The organism is Sulfurospirillum halorespirans DSM 13726 (assembly GCF_001723605.1).
Taxonomy (GTDB): domain Bacteria; phylum Campylobacterota; class Campylobacteria; order Campylobacterales; family Sulfurospirillaceae; genus Sulfurospirillum; species Sulfurospirillum halorespirans.
The window spans coordinates 1,826,902-1,848,251 of record NZ_CP017111.1; the positions used below are offsets into that span (position 1 = coordinate 1,826,902).

The 21,350-nt window shown below is 37.9% G+C and carries 17 protein-coding genes; 13 read left to right on the plus strand and 4 right to left on the minus strand.

Annotated features, from left to right (window positions below; translation table 11 throughout):
* The first annotated feature begins 44 nt into the window (after nt 1-44).
* From queA to SHALO_RS09205, 13 genes are all read left to right on the plus strand, one after another.
* On the plus strand, nt 45-1,016 hold the full coding sequence (gene queA, locus SHALO_RS09145) for a tRNA preQ1(34) S-adenosylmethionine ribosyltransferase-isomerase QueA (protein ID WP_238585324.1): 972 nt from the start codon (nt 45-47) through the stop codon (nt 1,014-1,016).
* Between the two features lie 353 nt (nt 1,017-1,369).
* Nucleotides 1,370-3,004, plus strand: a complete 1,635-nt coding sequence (locus tag SHALO_RS09150) for a ShlB/FhaC/HecB family hemolysin secretion/activation protein (RefSeq protein ID WP_069478253.1) — start codon at nt 1,370-1,372, stop codon at nt 3,002-3,004.
* A gap of 34 nt (nt 3,005-3,038) precedes the next feature.
* A complete protein-coding gene (locus tag SHALO_RS09155) occupies nt 3,039-10,892 on the plus strand; it encodes a two-partner secretion domain-containing protein (protein ID WP_069478254.1) in 7,854 nt (2,617 codons plus the stop codon).
* Nucleotides 10,889-11,650, plus strand: coding sequence for a hypothetical protein (locus SHALO_RS09160; RefSeq protein ID WP_145923250.1), 762 nt, complete (start codon nt 10,889-10,891; stop codon nt 11,648-11,650). Before SHALO_RS09155 ends, SHALO_RS09160 begins: the two co-directional genes overlap by 4 nt.
* Before the next feature lie 160 nt (nt 11,651-11,810).
* Nucleotides 11,811-12,047, plus strand: coding sequence for a DUF7683 domain-containing protein (locus SHALO_RS09165; RefSeq protein WP_069478256.1), 237 nt, complete (start codon nt 11,811-11,813; stop codon nt 12,045-12,047).
* Between the two features lie 38 nt (nt 12,048-12,085).
* Complete coding sequence (locus SHALO_RS09170; RefSeq protein WP_069478257.1) at nt 12,086-12,340, plus strand: hypothetical protein; 255 nt, start codon at nt 12,086-12,088, stop codon at nt 12,338-12,340.
* Nucleotides 12,341-12,344: 4 nt separating this feature from the next.
* Entirely contained in the window at nt 12,345-12,767 is a 423-nt protein-coding gene (locus tag SHALO_RS09175) for a hypothetical protein (protein ID WP_069478258.1), read from the plus strand.
* Nucleotides 12,768-13,065: 298 nt separating this feature from the next.
* On the plus strand, nt 13,066-13,404 hold the full coding sequence (locus tag SHALO_RS09180; protein ID WP_069478259.1) for a hypothetical protein: 339 nt from the start codon (nt 13,066-13,068) through the stop codon (nt 13,402-13,404).
* A 48-nt stretch (nt 13,405-13,452) separates the two neighbouring features.
* Complete coding sequence (locus SHALO_RS09185) at nt 13,453-14,010, plus strand: hypothetical protein (RefSeq protein ID WP_069478260.1); 558 nt, start codon at nt 13,453-13,455, stop codon at nt 14,008-14,010.
* Nucleotides 14,011-14,055: 45 nt separating this feature from the next.
* On the plus strand, nt 14,056-14,394 hold the full coding sequence (locus SHALO_RS09190) for a DUF805 domain-containing protein (RefSeq protein WP_069478261.1): 339 nt from the start codon (nt 14,056-14,058) through the stop codon (nt 14,392-14,394).
* On the plus strand, nt 14,387-14,764 hold the full coding sequence (locus SHALO_RS09195; RefSeq protein WP_069478262.1) for a hypothetical protein: 378 nt from the start codon (nt 14,387-14,389) through the stop codon (nt 14,762-14,764). The genes SHALO_RS09190 and SHALO_RS09195 overlap by 8 nt, the downstream gene beginning before the upstream one ends.
* A 22-nt stretch (nt 14,765-14,786) precedes the next feature.
* Nucleotides 14,787-15,374 carry a hypothetical protein gene (locus SHALO_RS09200; protein WP_069478263.1) on the plus strand — a complete coding sequence of 196 codons (588 nt, stop codon included), beginning with the start codon at nt 14,787-14,789 and terminating at the stop codon, nt 15,372-15,374.
* A 283-nt stretch (nt 15,375-15,657) separates the two neighbouring features.
* Nucleotides 15,658-16,194, plus strand: a complete 537-nt coding sequence (locus SHALO_RS09205; RefSeq protein WP_084010853.1) for a hypothetical protein — start codon at nt 15,658-15,660, stop codon at nt 16,192-16,194.
* Nucleotides 16,195-16,283: 89 nt separating this feature from the next.
* Here SHALO_RS09205 and SHALO_RS09210 read toward each other — a convergent pair whose 3' ends face one another.
* The 4 genes from SHALO_RS09210 to SHALO_RS09225 all read right to left on the minus strand — a co-directional run bounded on the left by SHALO_RS09210 (nt 16,284) and on the right by SHALO_RS09225 (nt 21,240).
* Entirely contained in the window at nt 16,284-16,565 is a 282-nt protein-coding gene (locus SHALO_RS09210) for a flagellar basal body rod C-terminal domain-containing protein (RefSeq protein WP_025345184.1), read from the minus strand.
* A gap of 70 nt (nt 16,566-16,635) precedes the next feature.
* Nucleotides 16,636-17,322 carry a substrate-binding periplasmic protein gene (locus SHALO_RS09215; RefSeq protein WP_069478264.1) on the minus strand — a complete coding sequence of 229 codons (687 nt, stop codon included), beginning with the start codon at nt 17,320-17,322 and terminating at the stop codon, nt 16,636-16,638.
* A complete protein-coding gene (locus tag SHALO_RS09220) occupies nt 17,307-18,338 on the minus strand; it encodes an HD-GYP domain-containing protein (protein ID WP_069478265.1) in 1,032 nt (343 codons plus the stop codon). Before SHALO_RS09220 ends, SHALO_RS09215 begins: the two co-directional genes overlap by 16 nt.
* Nucleotides 18,331-21,240, minus strand: a complete 2,910-nt coding sequence (locus SHALO_RS09225) for a response regulator (RefSeq protein ID WP_069478266.1) — start codon at nt 21,238-21,240, stop codon at nt 18,331-18,333. Before SHALO_RS09225 ends, SHALO_RS09220 begins: the two co-directional genes overlap by 8 nt.
* Nucleotides 21,241-21,350 lie beyond the last annotated feature (110 nt).

The following is a 21,350-nucleotide window of genomic DNA, read 5'->3' on the forward strand; positions in this document are numbered from 1 at the left end:
ACCCGCTTTTAAAATCGACCTACGACTACACGCTTCCACCAGAGCTGATCGCCACACATCCCGTTGAACCTAGGGATGAGGCGAGGCTTTTGGTGTTTGATCGCCACAGTGGACGCATCACACACACCCATTTTAAACACCTTTTTGATTTTTTACCTTCCGATATTGCCGTACTTCTCAATGACACCAAAGTCATTAAAGCACGTGTTTTTGGCAAAAAAGAGAGTGGCGGCGAGGTTGAAGTACTGCTGAACGCTCCTTTGCAAGAAAACCTCTACTCGGTCTACATCAGGGGCCGTGTCAAAGTAGGAACAAAGCTCTTTTTTGATGAAAAGATGCTCGCCAAAATTATAGAACTCAAAGAGGACGGCACGCGTGTCGTTGCCTTTTTTCAAGCAGAAAAACCCTTGCACACCCAAGCGCTTTTCGACGTGTTAGATAAAATCGGACACATTCCACTCCCACCGTACATCAAACGTGAAGACACAGACGAAGACAGTGTGGATTATCAAACAGTCTTTGCCAAAGAGCAAGGCGCTGTGGCTGCACCAACCGCTTCATTGCACTTTACCGACACGATGTTTGAAGCGTTAAAAAAGCGTTACGAAACTCACTTTTTAACCTTACATGTAGGCGCAGGAACGTTTAAACCCGTCGAAGCCGAACACATCAAAGATCATGTCATGCACTCCGAGATTTACGCTATTCCACCGTTTACATGTAAACTGATTGAAAGCCCAAAAAACATCTTAGCCGTTGGAACAACCGTCACACGAACGGTAGAGTATTTTGTCAGAACGAAAGAGCCTGTTGGAAAATGCGATCTCTTTTTGCATCCCCAAAATCCCCCACTTCGCGTCAACCATCTCTTAACCAACTTTCACCTTCCCAAATCAACACTCATCATGTTGGTCGCTTCATTTATAGGCATCGAACAAACGCTTGAACTCTACGAAGAAGCCGTGAAAGAACGCTATCGTTTCTTCTCTTATGGCGATGCAATGTTGATCGTTTAAAAGGGTTTTTCAGCTCCTTTTTCATTAAATTGTGTTTTTGCATATTCATTCAAAATTTCTTATTATCTTATAAAAAATAATATCTATCGTTATAAGATTTAAGGTTATAATGAATAAAATGCCACTTTTATATCACACTACACGCATCAAAATTATGTTATTTTCTCAAAGCGGGGGCGCAAATGAGCATTGTAAATCATTTAAAATCCCTCTTTTTTATAATAATCATACAGAGACAATAGTTTTCTATGCGTTGATTCAATATTATCGTTAATTTGCCTTTTAAGCCTTTACGTTGTCTGTAGGACATACACATAAATAATCCATGAATTTGGAACATTGTAAGGAATCCAATGGCTTTTCGTATCCAATTTTTACTCGTACTCTTATGCCTCCTTGGGAACAAATATGCAATTTTTGCAGATTCAATCACCGATGCAATCAATCAGCGAGAGCAATTTGAAAAACAAAAAGAGGTTTTTGAAAAACTTGATAAGCGCCAAGATGAAAATATCATGCGCTACAATGTTGAAAAACCTGAACTTTTACCCAAACAAGATGAACAGTGCTTTCAAATAAAATCAATTTCAGATGAAGGCATCACCCTACTCTCACATGATGAGAAACAAGCTCTTTATGATAACTATCGTGGCAAGTGTAATTCTCTCACAGATCTATCCAATTTAGCACGCGAACTTACAGCACTATACCTTGAAAAAGGGTACATCACTTCACAAGTCTATATTAAACCTCAAAATATATCTTCGGGAGAAGTAACACTTTATGCTGTCGAAGGGAAAGTGGCACAAATCGTTCCTGATGAGCTTTACATTAACAGTGCTTTTATGGGACAAAAGGATGATTATCTCAATCTTCGCGATTTAGAAAATGCCGTTGAAACAATCAATCGCCTACCGAGTAATCATGCCAAAATGGATCTTATTCCTAGTTCTGAAGTAGGATACACCGATGTGAGCATTGAAAACAACACGACAAACCGCATCAATGGTAGCATTGGCATTAATAATTTTGGAACCAAAAAAACGGGTGATAAGCAAGGAAGCCTTGCGCTTAATGTCGACAACCCTTTAGGAATCAATGATCAATTTGTTGTCAATCTCAATAGTACAGACAAGCATTTTCAAAATGAAAATTCTATTGGTGATGGGTACGAATACTCTTTCCCAATAGGAGGTTTATTGACAACATTGAGTTATCGAAAAAGCAGTTATGAGCAGTATGTTTATGGAGGCATTAACCAATATGATTCCAATGGTGATACAAAAACCTATACCCTAGCACTCAACTACAAACTCTTCCACAATGAATCGCATCGTGTGAGCATTGGCTCTTCCGTATCACAGTATCAAACAAAAAACTATTTAAGTGAATCATTGATTGAAACGGCGAGCTATGACCTCTCTAAAGTAGGAGCGATGATAGATTATATGTATCAAACAGCAGATTTTTACACCTATGTTGCACTTAATTACACACAAGGAACGGATTGGTTTGATGCCACAAATCCAACAAGTTTGAATGAAAAATACTCTCTTTATACGATTGACGCTTCACTGGTTAAGCGCCTTGATGCCTTTCAATATTCTCTTAGCGGGCATTATCAACACTCAAATTACCAACTTTTTAGCACCAATCAAATTAGCATTGGTGGGCATTACAGCGTTCGAGGTTTTCAAAAAGAAGGGCTTAGTGGGAACACGGGTTACTACGTACGCAACGAATTTTCTTACACACCACAGAGTAAATTTTTAGAGTATTTCGATCCAACCTATTTCATAGCCCTAGATGGCGGTGAAATCAAAAAAGAAGAAGATACCAATGGCGGCAAATTACTCAGTGATGCGGTTGGGCTAAAACTAAAACAGGGCAATTTTGATATGAATTTTTACTACGCGATGCCTCTTTATAAAAAAGATGTGCGTGTCACTCAGAACTTTTTTGGCGCATCTGCCAATTATCGCTTTTAAGCAATTATAAATGCCATATACGAGAAGGAAACACATGACAAGCAGACAAGTTGTATCCGTTATTATTAATATTTTTTTAGTATTGAATCAAACTATAACCGCAGCGGAACTAACTGTTGACACAGGTGCGCCTAAAGGCAATCAAGCTGAACTCATAAAAGCACCCAATGGTGTGCCTATCGTCAACATCGTCACACCCAATTCACAGGGACTTTCTCACAATAAATTTTCCAATTTTAATGTCGAGCAACAAGGACTCATTCTTAATAATGCGAAAACCGTTGCCAATACACAGCTTGCAGGATACATCTCGTATAACCCAAACCTAACAGGTGACGCAGCCAAACTCATTCTCAATGAAGTAACAGGAACCAGTAAAACATTACTACGAGGCTATACCGAAGTGGCAGGTCAGGCTGCTGATGTTATCATCGCCAATCCTAATGGTATCAGTATCAATGGTGGTGGATTTATCAATACACCGAATGCCACGTTAACAACAGGTTCTCCAATGATGAACGGTACCCTTCTGCAAGGATTTGATATTGGTGGTGGAAACATTGTCATTGAAGGGGATGGTTTTAACGCACACAACATAGCAAGAGTGAATCTCTATGCCAAAGCCTTAGAACTTAATGCCAAACTTTATGCCGATGAGTTGAGTGTCGTTGCGGGTGAAAACACCATCGCTTTAGATGGAACGGTTTCTTCTAAAAATAGAAGTGGAAGTGGTATAGCGATTGATTCAACACTGCTTGGTGGCATTTATGCCAATACCATCACACTCCAAAGCACCGATAAAGGCATTGGTGTCAATCTCCCTCCTGAAGTCATTGCGCAAAATTCTCTTATGTTAAGTGCCGATGGCGATATTGTCGCTTCTAAAGTACTTTCCAATGCGCAAACAACATTAACATCACACAGTGGAAATATCAATCTGACCAATGATGTATCAGCCAATAATCTTGCTATTTTAGCAAAAAAAGATCTCTCAATTGCCTCAAATAGTGTAGTCCAATCGTATCAAAATAGCGACATTATGGCTGATAATCTCTATAACAAAGGTGAATTGAGTACGGCTGGAAGTACAGGAACACTTAGTTTACATGTAAATCAAATTCTCACCAATGAAGGGCTTATTGGTGGCTATGATACGAACATTCAAGCAACCACTGTTGAAAATCAAGGGAATATTTATTCAAAGCACTCTTTAGCTTTTAATGCGCAAAATCTTACTAATAGTGGAACCATTCAAAGTGATGGAGACATTGATTTTTGGGTTAACAATACTTTTTCAAATCAAAAAAATGGAACGATCTCTAGTGGAAATCTTTTATCGATCATCAATGAAGATAAGCTCACTGCCATTCAAAAATTTTCAAATGAAGGTCTTTTAAATGGAGAAGCTATTGAGATTAAAGCGGAAACTTTTGATAATAGTAATTCTGTAACCGCTAAAGATCAATTTGCACTTACGGCTAAAACACTGAATAATAGTGGCACACTGAACAGCAACGGATCTATGATGATCTCTGCTGATACAATTGAGAATTCAGGTGAATTCAATGCGCTTGCAAGTACTGGCACAAGTAGTATAGCTGCTACGCAAAGCATCAACAATGAAGGGCTTATAGGAGGTTACGATGTTGATGTAAAAGCCAATAATCTTGACAATACGGGTGCGATCTATTCTAAAAACAATTTAGCGATTACGTCTAAAATCCTTGATAATTCTGGCGTTATTCGTAGTAATAAAAATATGAATCTTTTCGTGGAAGATTCCTTAACGAACCAAAAAGAAGGAGTGATTCATAGTGATGGTACATTATCCATCGCGTCTAATACAGCAAAAAGCAAGATTAACACAGTTACCAACTATGGACTTATTCAAGCTGAAAATGATCTTGATATTACAGCAAAGACTCTCAATAACCTTGCACAAGCCCCCGTACTTAAAGATATATCATCTACACAAACAGAAAACATTCCACAAGGTGGCGCCAATAATTATAATATTGTTACAACCAATATTTATAAAAGAGTTGTTGACATTCCAACAGACCCTGCCCAAATCATAGCTTCTGGAAATATCAATCTTGACCTTGGAACACTCAATAACGCCTATTCTCTTATTGCCTCTGATGGCAATATCGTTTTGAATGCAACGCTCGCAAACAATATAGGTGTGGTTCTTGTCACCACAACTGACATTATTACAGCACAATACCGTAATCAAAAAAAGTGTAAAAAGAAACTTGGAGTTATTAAGAGTTGTAGCACTTACGCAGCGTATCGCGGTACTTTTACGCAATCTGAAACCCTTAAAGAGTCTGTTGCTAGTTACGGTATTCAGGCTAAAAAGAGTATCTCAGGTAATGTTGTCACACTTAACAATATTAGCGAACAACAAGGAGGATCTGATAATCAACTCATTCAATCAAAATTATCCACGATAGAAAGCATTGAAAGTAGTGCTAAAAATTTACAACAATTGACATCCGAACTTTCAGGTTCTAATGAATCGGCAGTAGCCTTAACTTTTGATCAAGAGACACTTGATGAGGCTTTGAGCACAATAGTAACGCTAGATGATTTGAATAATTTTAAAACTGAATTAATTTCGGTAAAAGATGAGATGCAAGAGATATTGGATCAAAACAAAGTCTCTTTAGCATCACTTGAAACATTGGTTGGAACACTTAAAACACTCAACAATAAGGCAGATACAGCCGCTCTTGAATCGATGATTGGATTGGTAAAAGGCAGTATTGCAATTTCACAGAGTCATTTAACAGATTTTGAAACACTTTATACCTCTTTTTCTGCTGTTGCGGATGTCACTGCAAAAAAAAATGAATTGTTGACGATTCATTCCGATCTAAACACTGTCTTAACACAAAACGTTACGGCACTTCAAAATCTCGATATTTCACCGCTTACAAGCAATCTTGAAACATTAAATAATACACTTCGTGCTGAAGTTGGTGTTGCTTTATCGCAACAAACTACTATTGAATACAAAATCATTACAGCCAATGAAGGCTTATATCAGACCAACACACACAATGCACTTTCTCAAACACAAGCCAACTACACAGCAAATAGTAGTACGATCACCGACACCTTAACGCTGCCAAAAGGAAAGTATGGAATTTTCTTAGTCAATAAAGCCAAAGATCATCCTTATCTCATTGAAGCCAATCCTCTTTATACCAATTACAACACGTTTATTAGTTCTGATTATATGCTCAGTAAGCTTGACTACCGCCCAGAGAAGACTCTCAAACGCTTAGGGGACGCTATGTATGAGACAGAGCTTGTGAGCAATAGTGTTTTAAGACTCAGTGGTAGTCGCTATCTTGAAGGTTATGGCTCAGAGTTAGATCAGTTCCAAGGTTTGATGGACAATGCCATACTTTTGCAATCCTCACTTGATTTACAAGTAGGCATTTCTCTATCATCAGAGCAAATAGCACGCCTCAATAAAAACATCGTTTGGATGGTTGAGAAAGTTATTGATGGCGTGAGTGTACTTGTGCCTGAAGTTTACTTAGCCAGTACCAATGTTGGAAGCGATGGTGCAAAGATAGCGGCTGGGCAGATAGACCTTGTCATCCAAGATACGTTACTCAATGAAGGCTTGATCGCCTCAGAGGGAACATTGAGCGTTGCTACAGGATCAAAACTCACCAATCAAAACGGTACGCTCTCCTCCGGTAGTACAATGCTTTTAAGCTCTGCTGGTTCTATTGAAAATCTCAGTGGAGATATTCAGTCTGGTGGCGATATGAGCATCCAAGCTAAAGAATTTAGTGCAAGTGCACTGAGTCAAGATAAAACGTATACCTACGCTAGAGGTACACAAACCACAACCCAAAAAGGTAAAGCTTCTGAACTAACCTCTGGTGGCGATTTGAGTATTCAAACACAAGGCGATATAAACTTCAACAATGCCAATGTCTCTGCCACAAAAGATGTCATCCTAAATTCAACCAATGGCAATGTAAACATCGCTAGCCTTGCTAAAGAAGAAACCTATGACTTTAAGGTAGATGGTGGCTATAACAAAGGTAACTCAACTACCCATGCAACCTCTTCTATTGAAGGAGAAAATATATCTATCAATGCCAATCAAGTTAGTATCACCGCCTCTAACCTAAGCGCATCTGAAAATATCATCGTGGAGGGCAAAGAAGGTGTTAACATCTTAGCTGCCAATGATCTTACCTATCAAGATACAAAAGTTACCAGCAAAAGCGGCGGTTTATTGGGTGGTAAACAAACCAAACAAGATACCCTTTATAAAGAGAGTGTTGTTCAAAGTAGCTTAAATGCAAAGAATATTCTCATCCAATCCAGCGACGCAAGTGTTAATTTAGAAGCGGCAAACCTAGTTGCGAAAGAGAACATCGTCGTTGATGCAAAAGCTGACATCAATGTCCTTACCAAACAATACAGAGAAGGTGAGATGCATTCGGTCACGAAGTCATCATTTGGCGGACTCAAACAAAGTGCTTCAATGAACCGAAGCGATGCACTTAATGCTAAAGAGGCAACCCTTCGTACCGAAGCGCTAAACATCATCCTAAAATCAGGCAATGACATCAAAGTCATCGGTTCCAACATCGATGCTGCATCCGATCTTCAACTCCAAGCTGCCAATGAAGTGCTTATAGCTGCAGCACAGGAGTTTAGTCAAAGTGAACAGTGGAGTAAAAAAAGTAGTTTCAATTTAGGCAGCCTTTTAACATTGGGCTTCTCAAATAATCCAATTTATGAATCAGAGTTTAAAAAAGATGATAAAACAGCTGTCACTGCCAAATCTTCAAACATCAACAGCGGCAATAACATCATTATCGACAGTGGAAGTGCTAAAGTCGTAGGTTCTAACCTCAGTGCTGAAAAAACCATCCAAGCCACTACCAACACAGGCTCCATCGAAGTACTCTCCGCTGAAGAGACGACCCAAACGGAGAGTATTTCCAAAAAAACATCAGTATCACTCAACAATGTTTTTAAAATGGCTGAATCTCTCAATGATATTATTAACCCAATACCGAGTAAAGACCAAGACACAAAGATAAAAATCTCCGTTGCCAAAGCAACCTATGACAATTCAGCAACATCGACGGAAAGCCTAACGCATAAAAGCTCATCACTCAATAGTAAAAGTGGTGACATCGTCTTAGATTCTAAAAAAGACATTCTGGTAGAAGGCTCAACACTTGAAGCGGCTAAAACCGTAAGCCTTACCGCTCAAAATGGTGATGTGACCATCAAAGAGTCCATCGATACCTACAGTGAAAACAGTAAAGAAAAACACGCCAGTGCGGAGATAAGTATCACCGTTCAAAACGAATATGTGGAAATTGGTTCAGCCGTTAAAGCAGCCGCAGAATCAGCAGAGCAACTTAAAAAAGTCAAAGATGACTACAGCAAGTATAAAGATGAAGTGAGTAAGTTAGAATCAACCCTCAGTGATATTAAAGCACGTTATAAAGCCAAAGAAGCAGGCATAGACTACGAAGACATTGGCGATCTCCAAGACTTAATCGACAATGTCAAAGACAATGAAAAGTATTATGTTGCTGCTATTGCAGCAGCAACAGTTGATTTAACTTCTAAAACGATTGCTATTTACTCCCAAGCAGCTACAGCTGCTGCAAGTTCTGCAACATGGGGCTTTAGTGTAGGACTCGCTTTAGATATGAAAGGCTCCCAACTGCTCAGTGATGCAGGCTATACCAAAAGCTTAGCTTCAAGCATTTATGGTAATGACATCATCATAAAAACCAATACGGCAACCGATACCACAACAACTGTCAGTGGCTCTAATGTTGTGGCTGAAAATGACTTAAGTATTACCACACATGATTTACATGTAAACTCTTCTGTCGATACATCAACGTCCAAACAAGACACCAAAGACCTGAGTGGTTCTGTTTCTATGACCATGTACGGTGGAGGCAGTGGACTAGGTGCTTCTGTGGGATATGGAGAAGGTCATGAGAGCAGTGATAGCACTACCAACACCAATTCCAATCTTATAGCTAAAAACATTAACATCGAAACTTCCAATGATGCTTCTTTTAAAGGAGCAACCGTTCAAGCAGACGATACCTTGAACGTCAAAGTCGGAGGTGACTTAAGTGTTGAATCTCAAAGAGATAGTAGCTCCTCTAATTCTAATGGGTTTAATGTCAGTGTGAGTGCTTCTTTAGGGAATGATAAAGACTATACCAGTGGTTCAAAAGCACAACAAAACACTCTTAACCAAACGGTAGGTGCTAGAACGGGAGATGGTCTTGGAAGTGCAGGAGCAAGTTATGGGGCAAGCACAGGAACAAGTCAAACGAAACAAACAGTGCTCACTTCTCTCACAGGCGATAAAGTCAATATTGATGTTGAAAACAACACTAACATTAAAGGCGCCCTTATTGCTGCAGGAGAGACCAATGAGCAAGGTCAGTTTGAAGACAATGGAAAGCTAAACCTTAGCACAGGCACCCTCACCTTCGCCAACTCTACCAATTCTCAGTATAGCTCTAGTAATAGTTACAGTGTTGGAACCAACATTGGATTTGGATTTGGATCTAAAACCAATACCCAAACCAATGTTGAAGAGACTACGGGAAAAGTCAACTCTTCTTCTCTTTCACTTTCTAATGAGATGGGCTATAGCAGCTCTAAAACCTTAGCAACAGTAGGTGAAGGAACTTTACATGTAAAGGATACTGAAAACTCTGATGACCTTACTAGACTTAACCGTGATACCACGAAAGTCAACAAAGACCTTTACTCTGGGAGTGTTGGTACTTCGGTTACGGCTACGTTGGATCATAGGTTACTCACGGAAGATGGTAGAAAGCAGATAAAGCAAGAATACGAAGATATGAATATAATAGCAGGAACATTACCCAATGCAAATAGCAACAATCCAGTAGAAGCTGCGGCAGGTGAAGTATGGAATGCTTTGACCAAATATCTATCTTTAGGGATAGTACCATCCAACGAAAACCGTGGAGGCATTTTGGCTGAAATTCCCATTTTAACAGGAACAAAAGACGCTGCCCATATGGTATTGCAAGTCATTAATCAATTTTCAGATAAGTTCAATGAGAAGGATTACGTAAAAATGGAAGAGAGTAACTACTATAAATCCTTAAGTGAAGAGGATAAAACATTTTTCAATGGTAAAGATATCTATGTGTCCAAAGTACCTGTAGAAATCACACCCCAAAGCGCAACGTATCAAAATTCTATCAATGGTATGATGAATTCTGAGAGTGAAGCAATTAAGAATGGATTGCAACAAACGGGGCAGTCTGGAACAGGGACTCCAGTAGAGCTTACTATAGCGTATAACCCAACGTATGGCTTTTTATCAGACGTACTCGAATCTTTTGTCGATAAAAGCGGCATAGGCACGACAGGCATCGCAAAACAAACAGGACAATTTGTCAATGAAGTATCAACCGCACGAGGCAGTGAAGGTTCAAACTATGCCCTGCACTCACAAGCCAATGCGATTGTTTACAATGGCATCGCTTATGTACAAACCACAACAGGATTTAAGCCTGTTGGGTATTATAAAGCTAATGAAAATGTTCCAACTTTTGTTTCTTTTGGTTCACCAATGAAGGGAGAAGATATGAGTAAAGTAATTGAAGGTAGTTTGGGCTATACATATTCAGGTTCCTATACCAAACCCAATGACTTTGTAGGAGAAGTTCTAGGTGGCAATAGTGGCAATAACGAACAAGCTGACTTAGTACAAAAAGCAAATATTCTCAATGCGTACAAACTCTTTACCTCTGATTCTCCGCATAGTACTTATGTTTGTGAAAACTACGCAGACCAAGGTGTTCAATGTGGATATAGAAAATGAGACATATATTAATAACAATTTTTACATTATTAACTTTTACTGGGTGCTTAGCTAAAGATTATGCACAAGGAACAGAAACTATGATGGTTGATAATGTAAGACTCTATAGTCACAATAAAATTATGTCCATAGAAGCACCTTTCAATTTAGGAGAACCCTTTAAAGGATTTTCTACTTCTTACAAAGACTTTTTAAGTCTTACAAGATTTATCCGTGGCAGAATGGTAGAAAAGGTACTTATTAATAATTATTATATATCACCAGAAGGAGATATATTTAATTCTTTCCAATATTTAGATAAAAAAAATGGTGATATTTTTGAGCAAAATGTTCAAACAAATAAAAATACTATATATTACAATGAAAAATACGGAATAAAATACTATGAAGGCTCTGTAGATTATATAGACGGAATTAGATGTAGATCATTTTCGCAAAAAGAAAAATACCGAGAGGATTATGACCATAAAATTACGATAAATATCCAAACATATGATACTTTTTGTAGCTACTATGATCTATCTGGAAAAGGAAGATTATTGTGGATAACTTATGAATATAATTATTCTTTTGGAAGTCAGGCATTGAAAGGTCTCGATGAAAATTTAAAAAGTCAAAGCTTAAAAGATATCCAGCACCAATTTAAACAAGACATAAAAGCTATTTTTGATTCACTTCAAATTCACGATATGGATAGAGCAAAAATGAAAGAGCTAGGACTCTTGCATAATAAAGCGTATGAAATCAAAAGGGAATAAAAAGGAATAAAGGGGACAGGCTACTTTAATGGAATTAAGCAATAAATCTTTTACATGTAAAGAAAAAGTAGCCTGTCCCCATTTTGCTCGCTATTAATAAAGAAACTGGCACAACAAAACCAGCCGATAAAACAAAAAAAACTAATAATTAGGGATGAATATGATTATTTATGAAATTGAATGTTATGAAAAAAAATCAGATAAGTATGTAAAGTCTATATCATTGCCAAATAATGGAGATAAATTTTATAGAAATTTTTTAAATATCGAAGATAATAATCTACCTATGTATGGTATAGAAATTACACCTGAAATTCAAAAGAAATTTAAAATGGAGTTAAATATTGATATTGACATTAACAAATACTACTGTATTTTTGCAGAACTAAGCCAGTAAAATAATAAAGATAAAGGGGACAGGCTACTTTAACAGGGTTGGAGCATATCATTGTAAGACATGGAGACGATTTTGCTAAATGGGGTGTCGATTCGAGTTCAATCTCAACTCTAGTAACCAATACTGTGAAAACAGGTCAATCTATTGGAAAATATGGAGCAGATGGTTCTGTTTTTAAAGTGATTGTCAATGGCGAAGAAAAATATCTTAATGTAGTAATAGGTAAAAATGGATATATCGTGACTTCTCATCCTCTAAAGATGGAAGAACTTACTAGAGTATTGTGGAGGTAATAAAATGCAACAGGAAAATTTGGACATTATTATGTATGAGTATGACTATGGATTAATTTATTTAAAATATGTAAATCATAAAACTGCCGATAAAGAAGATTGGTATATTGATCCTATTAAGGAACTAAATTTGTCTAAGAAAATTGATGATGAACTAGTAAAATTAGGAGAAATATATGGAAATATCCTGAATATGGAAGAGCCTGATCCTCAATATATAGTTGGGTTTAGAAGTATCGAAGAAGTTAAATACTATTTCTATTATACTCTTTATGTTGCAACATTATTGAGTAGTGAATACAAACAAGGGAAAGTATTTCTTCATGGCAAAGGCAATGTTTTATGTTCTATAGAAGAATATATCAAACACCTTTCAACCCTTACAGACGAAGATTTAAAAGTATGGCTAAGAGCTGATTTGCAATAAAAGAGAAAGAAAAGCAAATATTCATCGTAGTAACGCCTTGGTTTAATCAACCAGGTGGTGGGGTGAGACCAAATAGCTTCATAGTGACAACAAAAATTAATGGAATAGAAGAAACTATTCCTTTTAGGCAATAAAATGAAAGAAGAAAAAGATAAAGGGGACAGGCTACTTTAATGAAATTAAGCGATAAATCTTTTACATGTAAAACCATGTTAAGCAAAAAAGTTAAAAATTTAGCCCTAATCCCTAAGTTTTCACCTTTGTTCCATAATTATAAAATCAATCCAAAAGGAAAAAATTGAAAAAAAGCGTTAAAAAAATTTATATGGTAAGTATCGTTGCATGTATTTTTTCAGGATGTGGTGGTCTCACATGGGTAAATTTAGATCAAACTCAAGCCAGTGATATAGCAATCAAAGAGGCAAAGCGAAAATGTGATTATGACAAAAAGATGTATGACCTAAACTCCCAATTGCAAGTCATAGAATATACCTCATTTGCTTTAAAAAATAGTGCGAATGCAGATGCGAAACAAACAAATGCATGGGAGAAGGAAGCCACACAAAAGGCGAAAATAGCTGTTTATACAGAGTTAGAAACATGTATGAAAGCGCACGGGTTAGAAAAACTGAAATAAGCCCTGAGTTTATATTATCAAACTAAAAATTTAACAATAGGATACGTAATGAAAAAGAGTTTCAAAAGTTTTATCTTAATAGCCATTGCAATGGTGATCTTAACAGGGTGTGGTAGTACTTATAACCCTTATGTTGTCAGCCCAACACCTATCAAAAAAGAGCAATCAAAATATTACTTACAAGATATTAGTTTAGTTTTGGATGATTCAATGGGAAAACTTGAAACACGCACAATCTATTTGAATCAAGAAACTTTGCGAAAATCTTTTGAGGAATTTATCAATTCTGAGCTAAAAGAACAAGGCGCTTATGCAGAGGGTGATTTGAAAATATCAATAGAAATGTATTATGCTAGGATTTTTAATACTGGTGGTAGAAAACTAAATAAACCAGAGTTTCATTACTCCATCAAAGTATTTGACCAAAATAATACATTGTTAGCACATTACAATATACCTAGAAGCACCACTCAATATAACGCTATTAGAAACTTTGCAGTCAACATGCAAATCGGGACATTTCAAAGAGATGAAAAAGATGAGCCAGAAGATATAGCACTCATTTCCAAAACGCTTGTTAAAGAACTGCGAGAATTAGGCCAATAAATCTTTACATGTAAAGAAAAATCGTACAAAACATTAGGAGGACAAATGAATTTTTTAAGTTACTATACGGCGGCTTTCAAAAAAGTTTTTGATTTTGATGGAATTGCCTCAAGAAGAGAATATTGGAGTTTCGCTCTTGTTAATTTCATTGTTATTATCATTTTATCGTTAGTGTCTAAAATCCTTATTTTGATTTATGCACTTATTGTGATTGTTCCATCTATTAGTTTGGCAACAAGAAGGCTTCACGATGCTGGTATGAGTGGTTGGTGGCAGCTGATTACATTTATCCCCTATCTGGGGGCCTTAATTTTATGCGTTCTATTGGTTTATAGTAGTAAGAAGATAGATAATAAGTATTTAAGAATGAGCAATTATGAGTGAGTTAACTATAAGAAGGCGTCCAAAATTATTCACCATTTGGTTATGGATGAATATTATTTTTTCAGTCATTGGTGGAATAGTATATTTTATATACCCACAACTAATAATGTTAACAAATCCAAAATTTAGCATTACTTCTTCTTACCTCTATGGAGTTATGTGTATTTTATCACTTTACTTCACAATTCTGATTTTACGTTGGAAGCGCTCTGGGTTTTTTGGAAGTATGGCTTTGCTCATTGTTGGAACAGGATTAAATCTTTATTATGTAGAGTTTCAGGCAGCTTTAGTAGGCATTATTTTAGAGATGATTACTGTTGCTTATCTATTTTTAGGTGGCAGTAAGAGGCTCTGGAATTATTTTGAATAATCATAATTTTATAAGGATTCAAATGAAATCTAGTTTGTTTATTATATCAATACTTTCTATACTGTTTTTAAGTGGATGCACTACTAAAACTGTTGGATTATTACCAGAAAATGCAACATTTACTGCAACGAAAGAGTCAAAAACTGCGCTTGTTATTGGTAGTATTGAAGAAGCATATATCACTATTCCGCATGCTGCGTATGTGTATATTTGGAATTTGGATAAATCTCAACAAGAAACCAATATGGTTTCAACGACAGATGTTGCACAAAGAAAACAAGATTTTTCTGACAGAAATCATCTTGGTAATTATTTTGTATTTGAAGTCACAGAAGGAGAGTATAAAATTTCTTCCTGGCAATATAGATATTATAGAGATCATGCTGAAGAATTACAACCTCCCATTGTATATAAATTTGAAAAAGGAAAAATCTATTACATTGGACGATTTTTTTCCAATGCACTCACTATGAATTTAGCTTTGAGAGATGAATCTCAAAATGATATTGTAAAAGTCAAGGAAAAATATACCAATTTTCCAGAACAAGAAGTCATTAATTTGAGTCAAAGTCACTCATTTTATGATTGGAAACTTATTAGGAAAAAATAATATAAGCTTGATATACAATTACAGGTCACACAGGGATATAGGGGGATATAGGGGACAGGCTACTTTAATGAAATTAGATAATAAATCTTCTATAAATACAGAAAAAGTAGCCTGTCCCCTTTTACCAAATACTGGGCAAAAGAGGTAATACGCAATGGTTACATACCAAAAACAGAAGAAGATAAACAAATTCTTATTTATCTTAAAAGCATTAAATAATCAAGTCTAAACTTTTAAATGTTTTTATCTTTATATGTAAAAAAATCAAATTGAAGGAAAAAAAATGAAGAAAAATTTAGTTTATGCAATTTATATATTGATTACATTTATGTTTACAGGTTGCGCAGCAACTCAACCATCTGAGCCTTTAAGTGGAAAAATTAAATTTGAAAAAATCAATCTAGCTTTTATACAAAAACACTATCCAACAACAAAACAGTACCAAACAGAAAAGGATGTAGAACAAAAACTCAATGATGTAATTATAAAAAATTTAGAACTAAATAACATGTTAGATGCTAATTCTACGGATACGTTAGCTATTTCTATTATGTTTAGAAGAATCTTTATGGGCGAAGGTATGCCTCTTGAATCACTAAAAAGTGATACGATAGGCTCTCCAAAATTAGCTTACGATATCCAAATCATGCGTAATGGAAAAGTTTTAAGGCGCTTAGAAAAAAATAATTTAATCTACGATGCTGGTTTATTTGGCAATATGAAACATATTATGCTCATGGACAAAGAAAATGAGCGAGAAAATGGAGCGATAGAAGCTTTAGGTAGAGATATTGTAGCGCGAGTAAAAGAATTTTATTGAAATATAAATAAAGAGGATAGGCTACTTTAACGAAACTAAGTAATAAATCTTTTACATGTAAAGAAAAGTAGCCTGTGCTAATGGTCTTATTACGCCTTCATATCCAAAAGGCTGCCGATCATTTCATCTTCGGCTTGGATGGGTTTGGTGTTGGCTTCAAAATTTGTCTCAAGTGCGATTTGATCGGTAAACTCGGTTGCTAGATCGGTGCTATTTTCGGTTTGACTGCTTTGTGCAACTACCGCGTTACCTTGGTTGGAGATGGTCGTTTGTGTGGCATTATAGTTATCGGTGTTGACATTGGCGACATTTTGAGCGCTGTTATTCATCCAGTTGGACATGGCTGTCATGGAAGTAGCATTAATGTTCATGATCGCTCCTTTATACTTTTTTGAACTATACTCTACTTCTCTTGAAAAAATTCTAAAGAAATTTTTGGTGCTATTTTAAGAGGGTTTTGAGTGTTGCATTGAGTGCAGTGATGGTTTGAGGATGGGTCTCTTTGTTAAAAGCAAAATAAAGATCGCTCTCTTTGAGCAAATAGACCACTTCGTATTCTGACACATCGCCACCCATATCTTTGATAATATGATACATCGCATCGATATTGGAAGCAAAACAATCAATACGGTCATCTTTGAGTTTTTTGAGTTGTGACTCAAGGCTACTAAACCGATCGAAAGTTTGAATATCAAACCCTTCTTTGAGCATCAATTGCTCAGCTGCTGCATTTAAAATCGTCCCTATTTTATACTCTGCAGCACTTTTGGCAGAGGTAATCACAACATGACGGCTTTTTTTAGCCAATATACCAATACGCAATTTTCCAATCGGTCCAACCCATGCAAATAAATCTTCTCGCTCAGGAGTACGTGCCATACTATACAGCATGGTATTTTTTACATGTAAGACATCGTGGTACCCTCTTGCCCACGGAATCAACGAGATGGTATTGCCCTCAAACTGATGCGCATTTTTTTCAAACAACTGTTTGAGCAAAAGTGTTGAGCTTCCTTGAATGTGATTGGGGTTTCCGTAATTATACGGTGGATTTTGCTCCGTGTAGACTTTAAAGACATCCGCATACGAACAAAGAGCGAAAAGTACGAGAACTAAACCATGTCGCATTGTTTCCCTTTGGGTCTTTTAAGCGCTTTCCATGTGTAGAGAAACATATCAAAATTTTCCAGCAAAATGTCGGTGATGTGCGGGTCAAATTGGCTTCCGCGCATCATCACAAAATAGTCTCGTACGGCTTTTTCTTCCCAAGGATCTTTGTAAACGCGTTTGTCTAACAGTGAATCAAACACATCCGCCACCGCGCAGATACGCCCAATCAATGAGATGTTTTCACCTTTCTTTCCATGCGGATACCCTTGCCCATCCCAACGCTCATGATGTTCAAGCGCAATCATCGCAGCGTGTTGCATCAGCTCAAACTCAGAGTCGATGAGCATCTCATAGCCAAGCATGGAGTGATTTTTCATAATGTTCCACTCATCATCACCCAGTTTTGCAGGCTTATTCAAAATCTCATCGCTAATGCCCACTTTGCCGATGTCATGAAGCACTGCTGCCATTTTGATCTTTTCGCATTCGGCCTCATCTTTGCCTAAAAACTTACAAAAGAGGTAACAAAACTCCGCGACACGTCTTAAATGCTCGCCTGTTTCTTTAGACTTGAGCTCTGCAATCGAAGCGGAGAGATAGGTCATTTCATGGTTGAGCTTGCGAATCTCTTCGGTTTGATTTGCCACTTGGCTTTGCAGGTTAGATTGCAGTTGATATAACGAGACGTGCGTCTTGACTCTGGCTTTTAAAAGTCCTGCATGAAACGGCTTTGCTATAAAATCGACCGCACCTAAATTGAACCCGATCTCTTCATAATCACTGCCCTCATTGGCGGTGAGAAAGATGACAGGAATTGCGCGCACTTTCTCCATCGTTTTAAGTCTACGGCACACTTCATACCCAGTCATCAGAGGCATGTTGATGTCCAGTAAAATGAGATCGGGCATCACCGTTTCAGCCAAACTAAGCCCTCGTTTGCCCTCTTTTGCGGCATACACTTCATGCTCACTCAAAAGCGAACTGAGCATTTCAAGATACTCTGGCGTATCATCGATGACTAAAATTTTAGCCATGGCTTATCTCCTCACTTAAACGCTCCAAGCTTTGCAAGGCGGCTTCAAAATCAAACTGTTTACATGTAAAAAGGAGCTCTTTAAACGCTGCCTTACCTGCTACTTCATCATGGGAAAGAAGTCGTTCTAACACAAACGTCACTTTGGAGACATTGGAGAGTTCCAGTGCCCTTTGAAGCTCTACCAAAAGAGACTCTAAAACCTTTTTCTCTTCAAATGAAAAATGGATTTGTTTTAACGAAGAAGGAGAACTTAGTTTTTCATACTCACTGCGCAGAACGCTCATCAGCGCTTGATGCTCTTTTAAAACGGTCTCTAAAGGAAGATTTTCAAAGCTATTTTGCTCTTTGAGCGAGCGCTCAAACACCCCAAGGCTCTGCTCCAACTGGCTCAATCCAACCGTGCCACTAAGCCCTTTTGTGGTGTGCACATAGTCCACCAATGTGGTTCTGTTTTCCGCAGCGATCAAAGCATGCAACCGCTCGGGTACTTGAAAATAGGTCTCAAAAAAGCTTCTAAAAAGCTTCTTCCACAGCGCTTCGTTCCCACCTAAGCGTTTAATCGCCTCTTGTTTCGCAAAAAGAGTTGTCGGGCTTTTGGGGGCGATAGATTGCGGTTTTGGCTTCATGGCAACGTTTACATGTAAAACCTCCAAGAGCGTACCATAGAAGTCTTCCACTTCAAAAGGTTTGCCTATGTGCGCGTCCATGCCGACCGCAAGACATTTTTCAATATCATGGATCATCACATTGGCGGTCATCGCAACGATGGGTGTCAGGAGATTGAGCTCTTTGCGAATGATGCGTGTGGCTTCATACCCATCCATCAATGGCATCTGAACATCCATCAAGATGAGATCAAACGGGTGAATTTGCTCTTGAATGATCTCCACCGCCTCCAGCCCATTGCGCGCGACTTCAACGTTGGCATGGGTTTCTTTCAGCAGATACGTTGCCACTTCAAGGTTGATGTCGTTGTCTTCCACAACCAAAATACGTTTGGAAGAGAGGTTGATCTTGGAAGGGTCAAAAAGTGGCACTTGCGCCCTTAACGCACATAACGAGACAGCTTCATCGTAAAGCATCGAAGGGTTGATCGGTTTTTTCAGTAACGCTTTGATGCCTGTGCTCAAAATGCGCTCTTTGAGCTCCGCATCATCATTGCTCGCAATCATTAAGAATGGAGGAAGTGCCTCCATACCGACTTTGTCGACCAATTTCATGTAAAAATCAACCCCATTGGCTTTTTTAGCCAGTTCATAATCCAAAATAGCCAGATGGAAGCTCTCACTCCCTTTTTGAAGTGTGCTACTGACATCATCACTGCTTTTGCAAACGGTGACAAAAAACCCAAAAGAGCGAATAAGCTCACTTAACGCTTCGCTGACTTTTTTCTGATCGCTGATCACTAAAAGATGCAGTGGTTCATATTCAAGAGCACTGTTTTCATGCTGTATATCAATGCCTTTGGCAAGTGGAAGTGTGAGCGTAAGGCTAAACAGACTTCCTCTGCCCTCCTCGCTCTCCAAATGGATACGTCCGTGCATCATATCGGCAAGCTGTGTGCAGATGTACAGTCCAAGCCCCGTTCCACCGTATTTTCGTGTGATGGAAGCGTCTATTTGAGCAAAGGCTTTAAACAGAAGTGACTGTTTCTCTTTGGCGATGCCGATGCCACTGTCTTTGACATGAAAGGTAAGCGTAGCGGTCTGTTCATCATGAATCTGCTCTTCCACGCTTAACACAACAGCGCCCTCTTTGGTAAACTTGATCGCATTGCTTAAAAAATTGTTGACAATCTGCATAATCTTGCATGGATCGCCCTTGAAAAAGCGATTTGTCTCCACAAAGTCACACTGAAAATCGATCCCTTTCTCTTTGGCAAGCACTGAGAAGATCGAACTGCTTTTTTTAAGCTCTTTGTGCAGATCAAATGCGATGGATTCAACATCCATTTTCCCCGCTTCGATCTTTGAAAAATCCAAAATATCGTTGATAATACGAAGCAGAACCGAAGATGCCTCTTTTATTTTAGCCACATACCCCACTTGCGTGCTGTTCATTGCTGTCTTGCTCATCAAATGCGACATGCCCATGATAGCATTCATCGGTGTGCGAATTTCATGGCTCATATTGGCCAAAAATTCGGACTTATAGCGACTCGCATCTTCAAGCTCTTTGGTGCGTTGTTTTACTTTTTCATCGAGTATCTCATTTTCGTGTTTGAGTGTTTCAAAAAAGCCTTTGAGCTTGATGCGTGTCTTATCTAACGCAAAACCAAGCGTGCCGATCTCATCGTTTTCATCCCACAAAAAAGGCTCATCCAGTTTCTGCTGTGCCAAAAGGGTGGAGTGCCCAACCAAACGGCGAATCGGACTGATAATTTTGTAATAGTAAATCCATGAAATAACGGTGATTAAAAGGAGCAGTTGCAAAAAGATCATACCACCAAAAAGCGTCATATCAGAGAGTATGGAATCCACAAGGTCTTGGCGTTTAAAGCCCATTTCCAATGAGCCAATCATAACACCCTCTTTTTCCAATAGTTTGTTCAAAAAAAGTGTGTCATCGTTGTTGGAAATTTTCGCTTTGTTTTCCCAGCCCAAAAAGAGCTTCCCATCATTATCTTTGACATAGACAAACTGCACACTCGGATCAAGCAGGAGTTGATCGAGCATCTTTTGACCCAGTTCGGGATAAAAATTCCATAACGATTCGCTAAAAATGGCAGAAGAGAGATTGAATTTTTTGGTATTGAGCGCGGTAAAAGCTTCTTGTTTATTTTGGTAGGTACTGTTAACATACGTTAGCACAACAAGGGGGAGAGGTAATAGCAATGCGATAATAATCATCACGGCTAAAGCTTGCAATAAAGAGACACGGTACAGCATTGCTTTAAACATTTTCAAGGACTCTTTCTAAAGCTATTTTACGACATCAGCAACAAAGGCATTAAGCTTATAGACCCTACAAGGAAGCAATAAACGAAGTCAAAATAAACTATAACATTTTC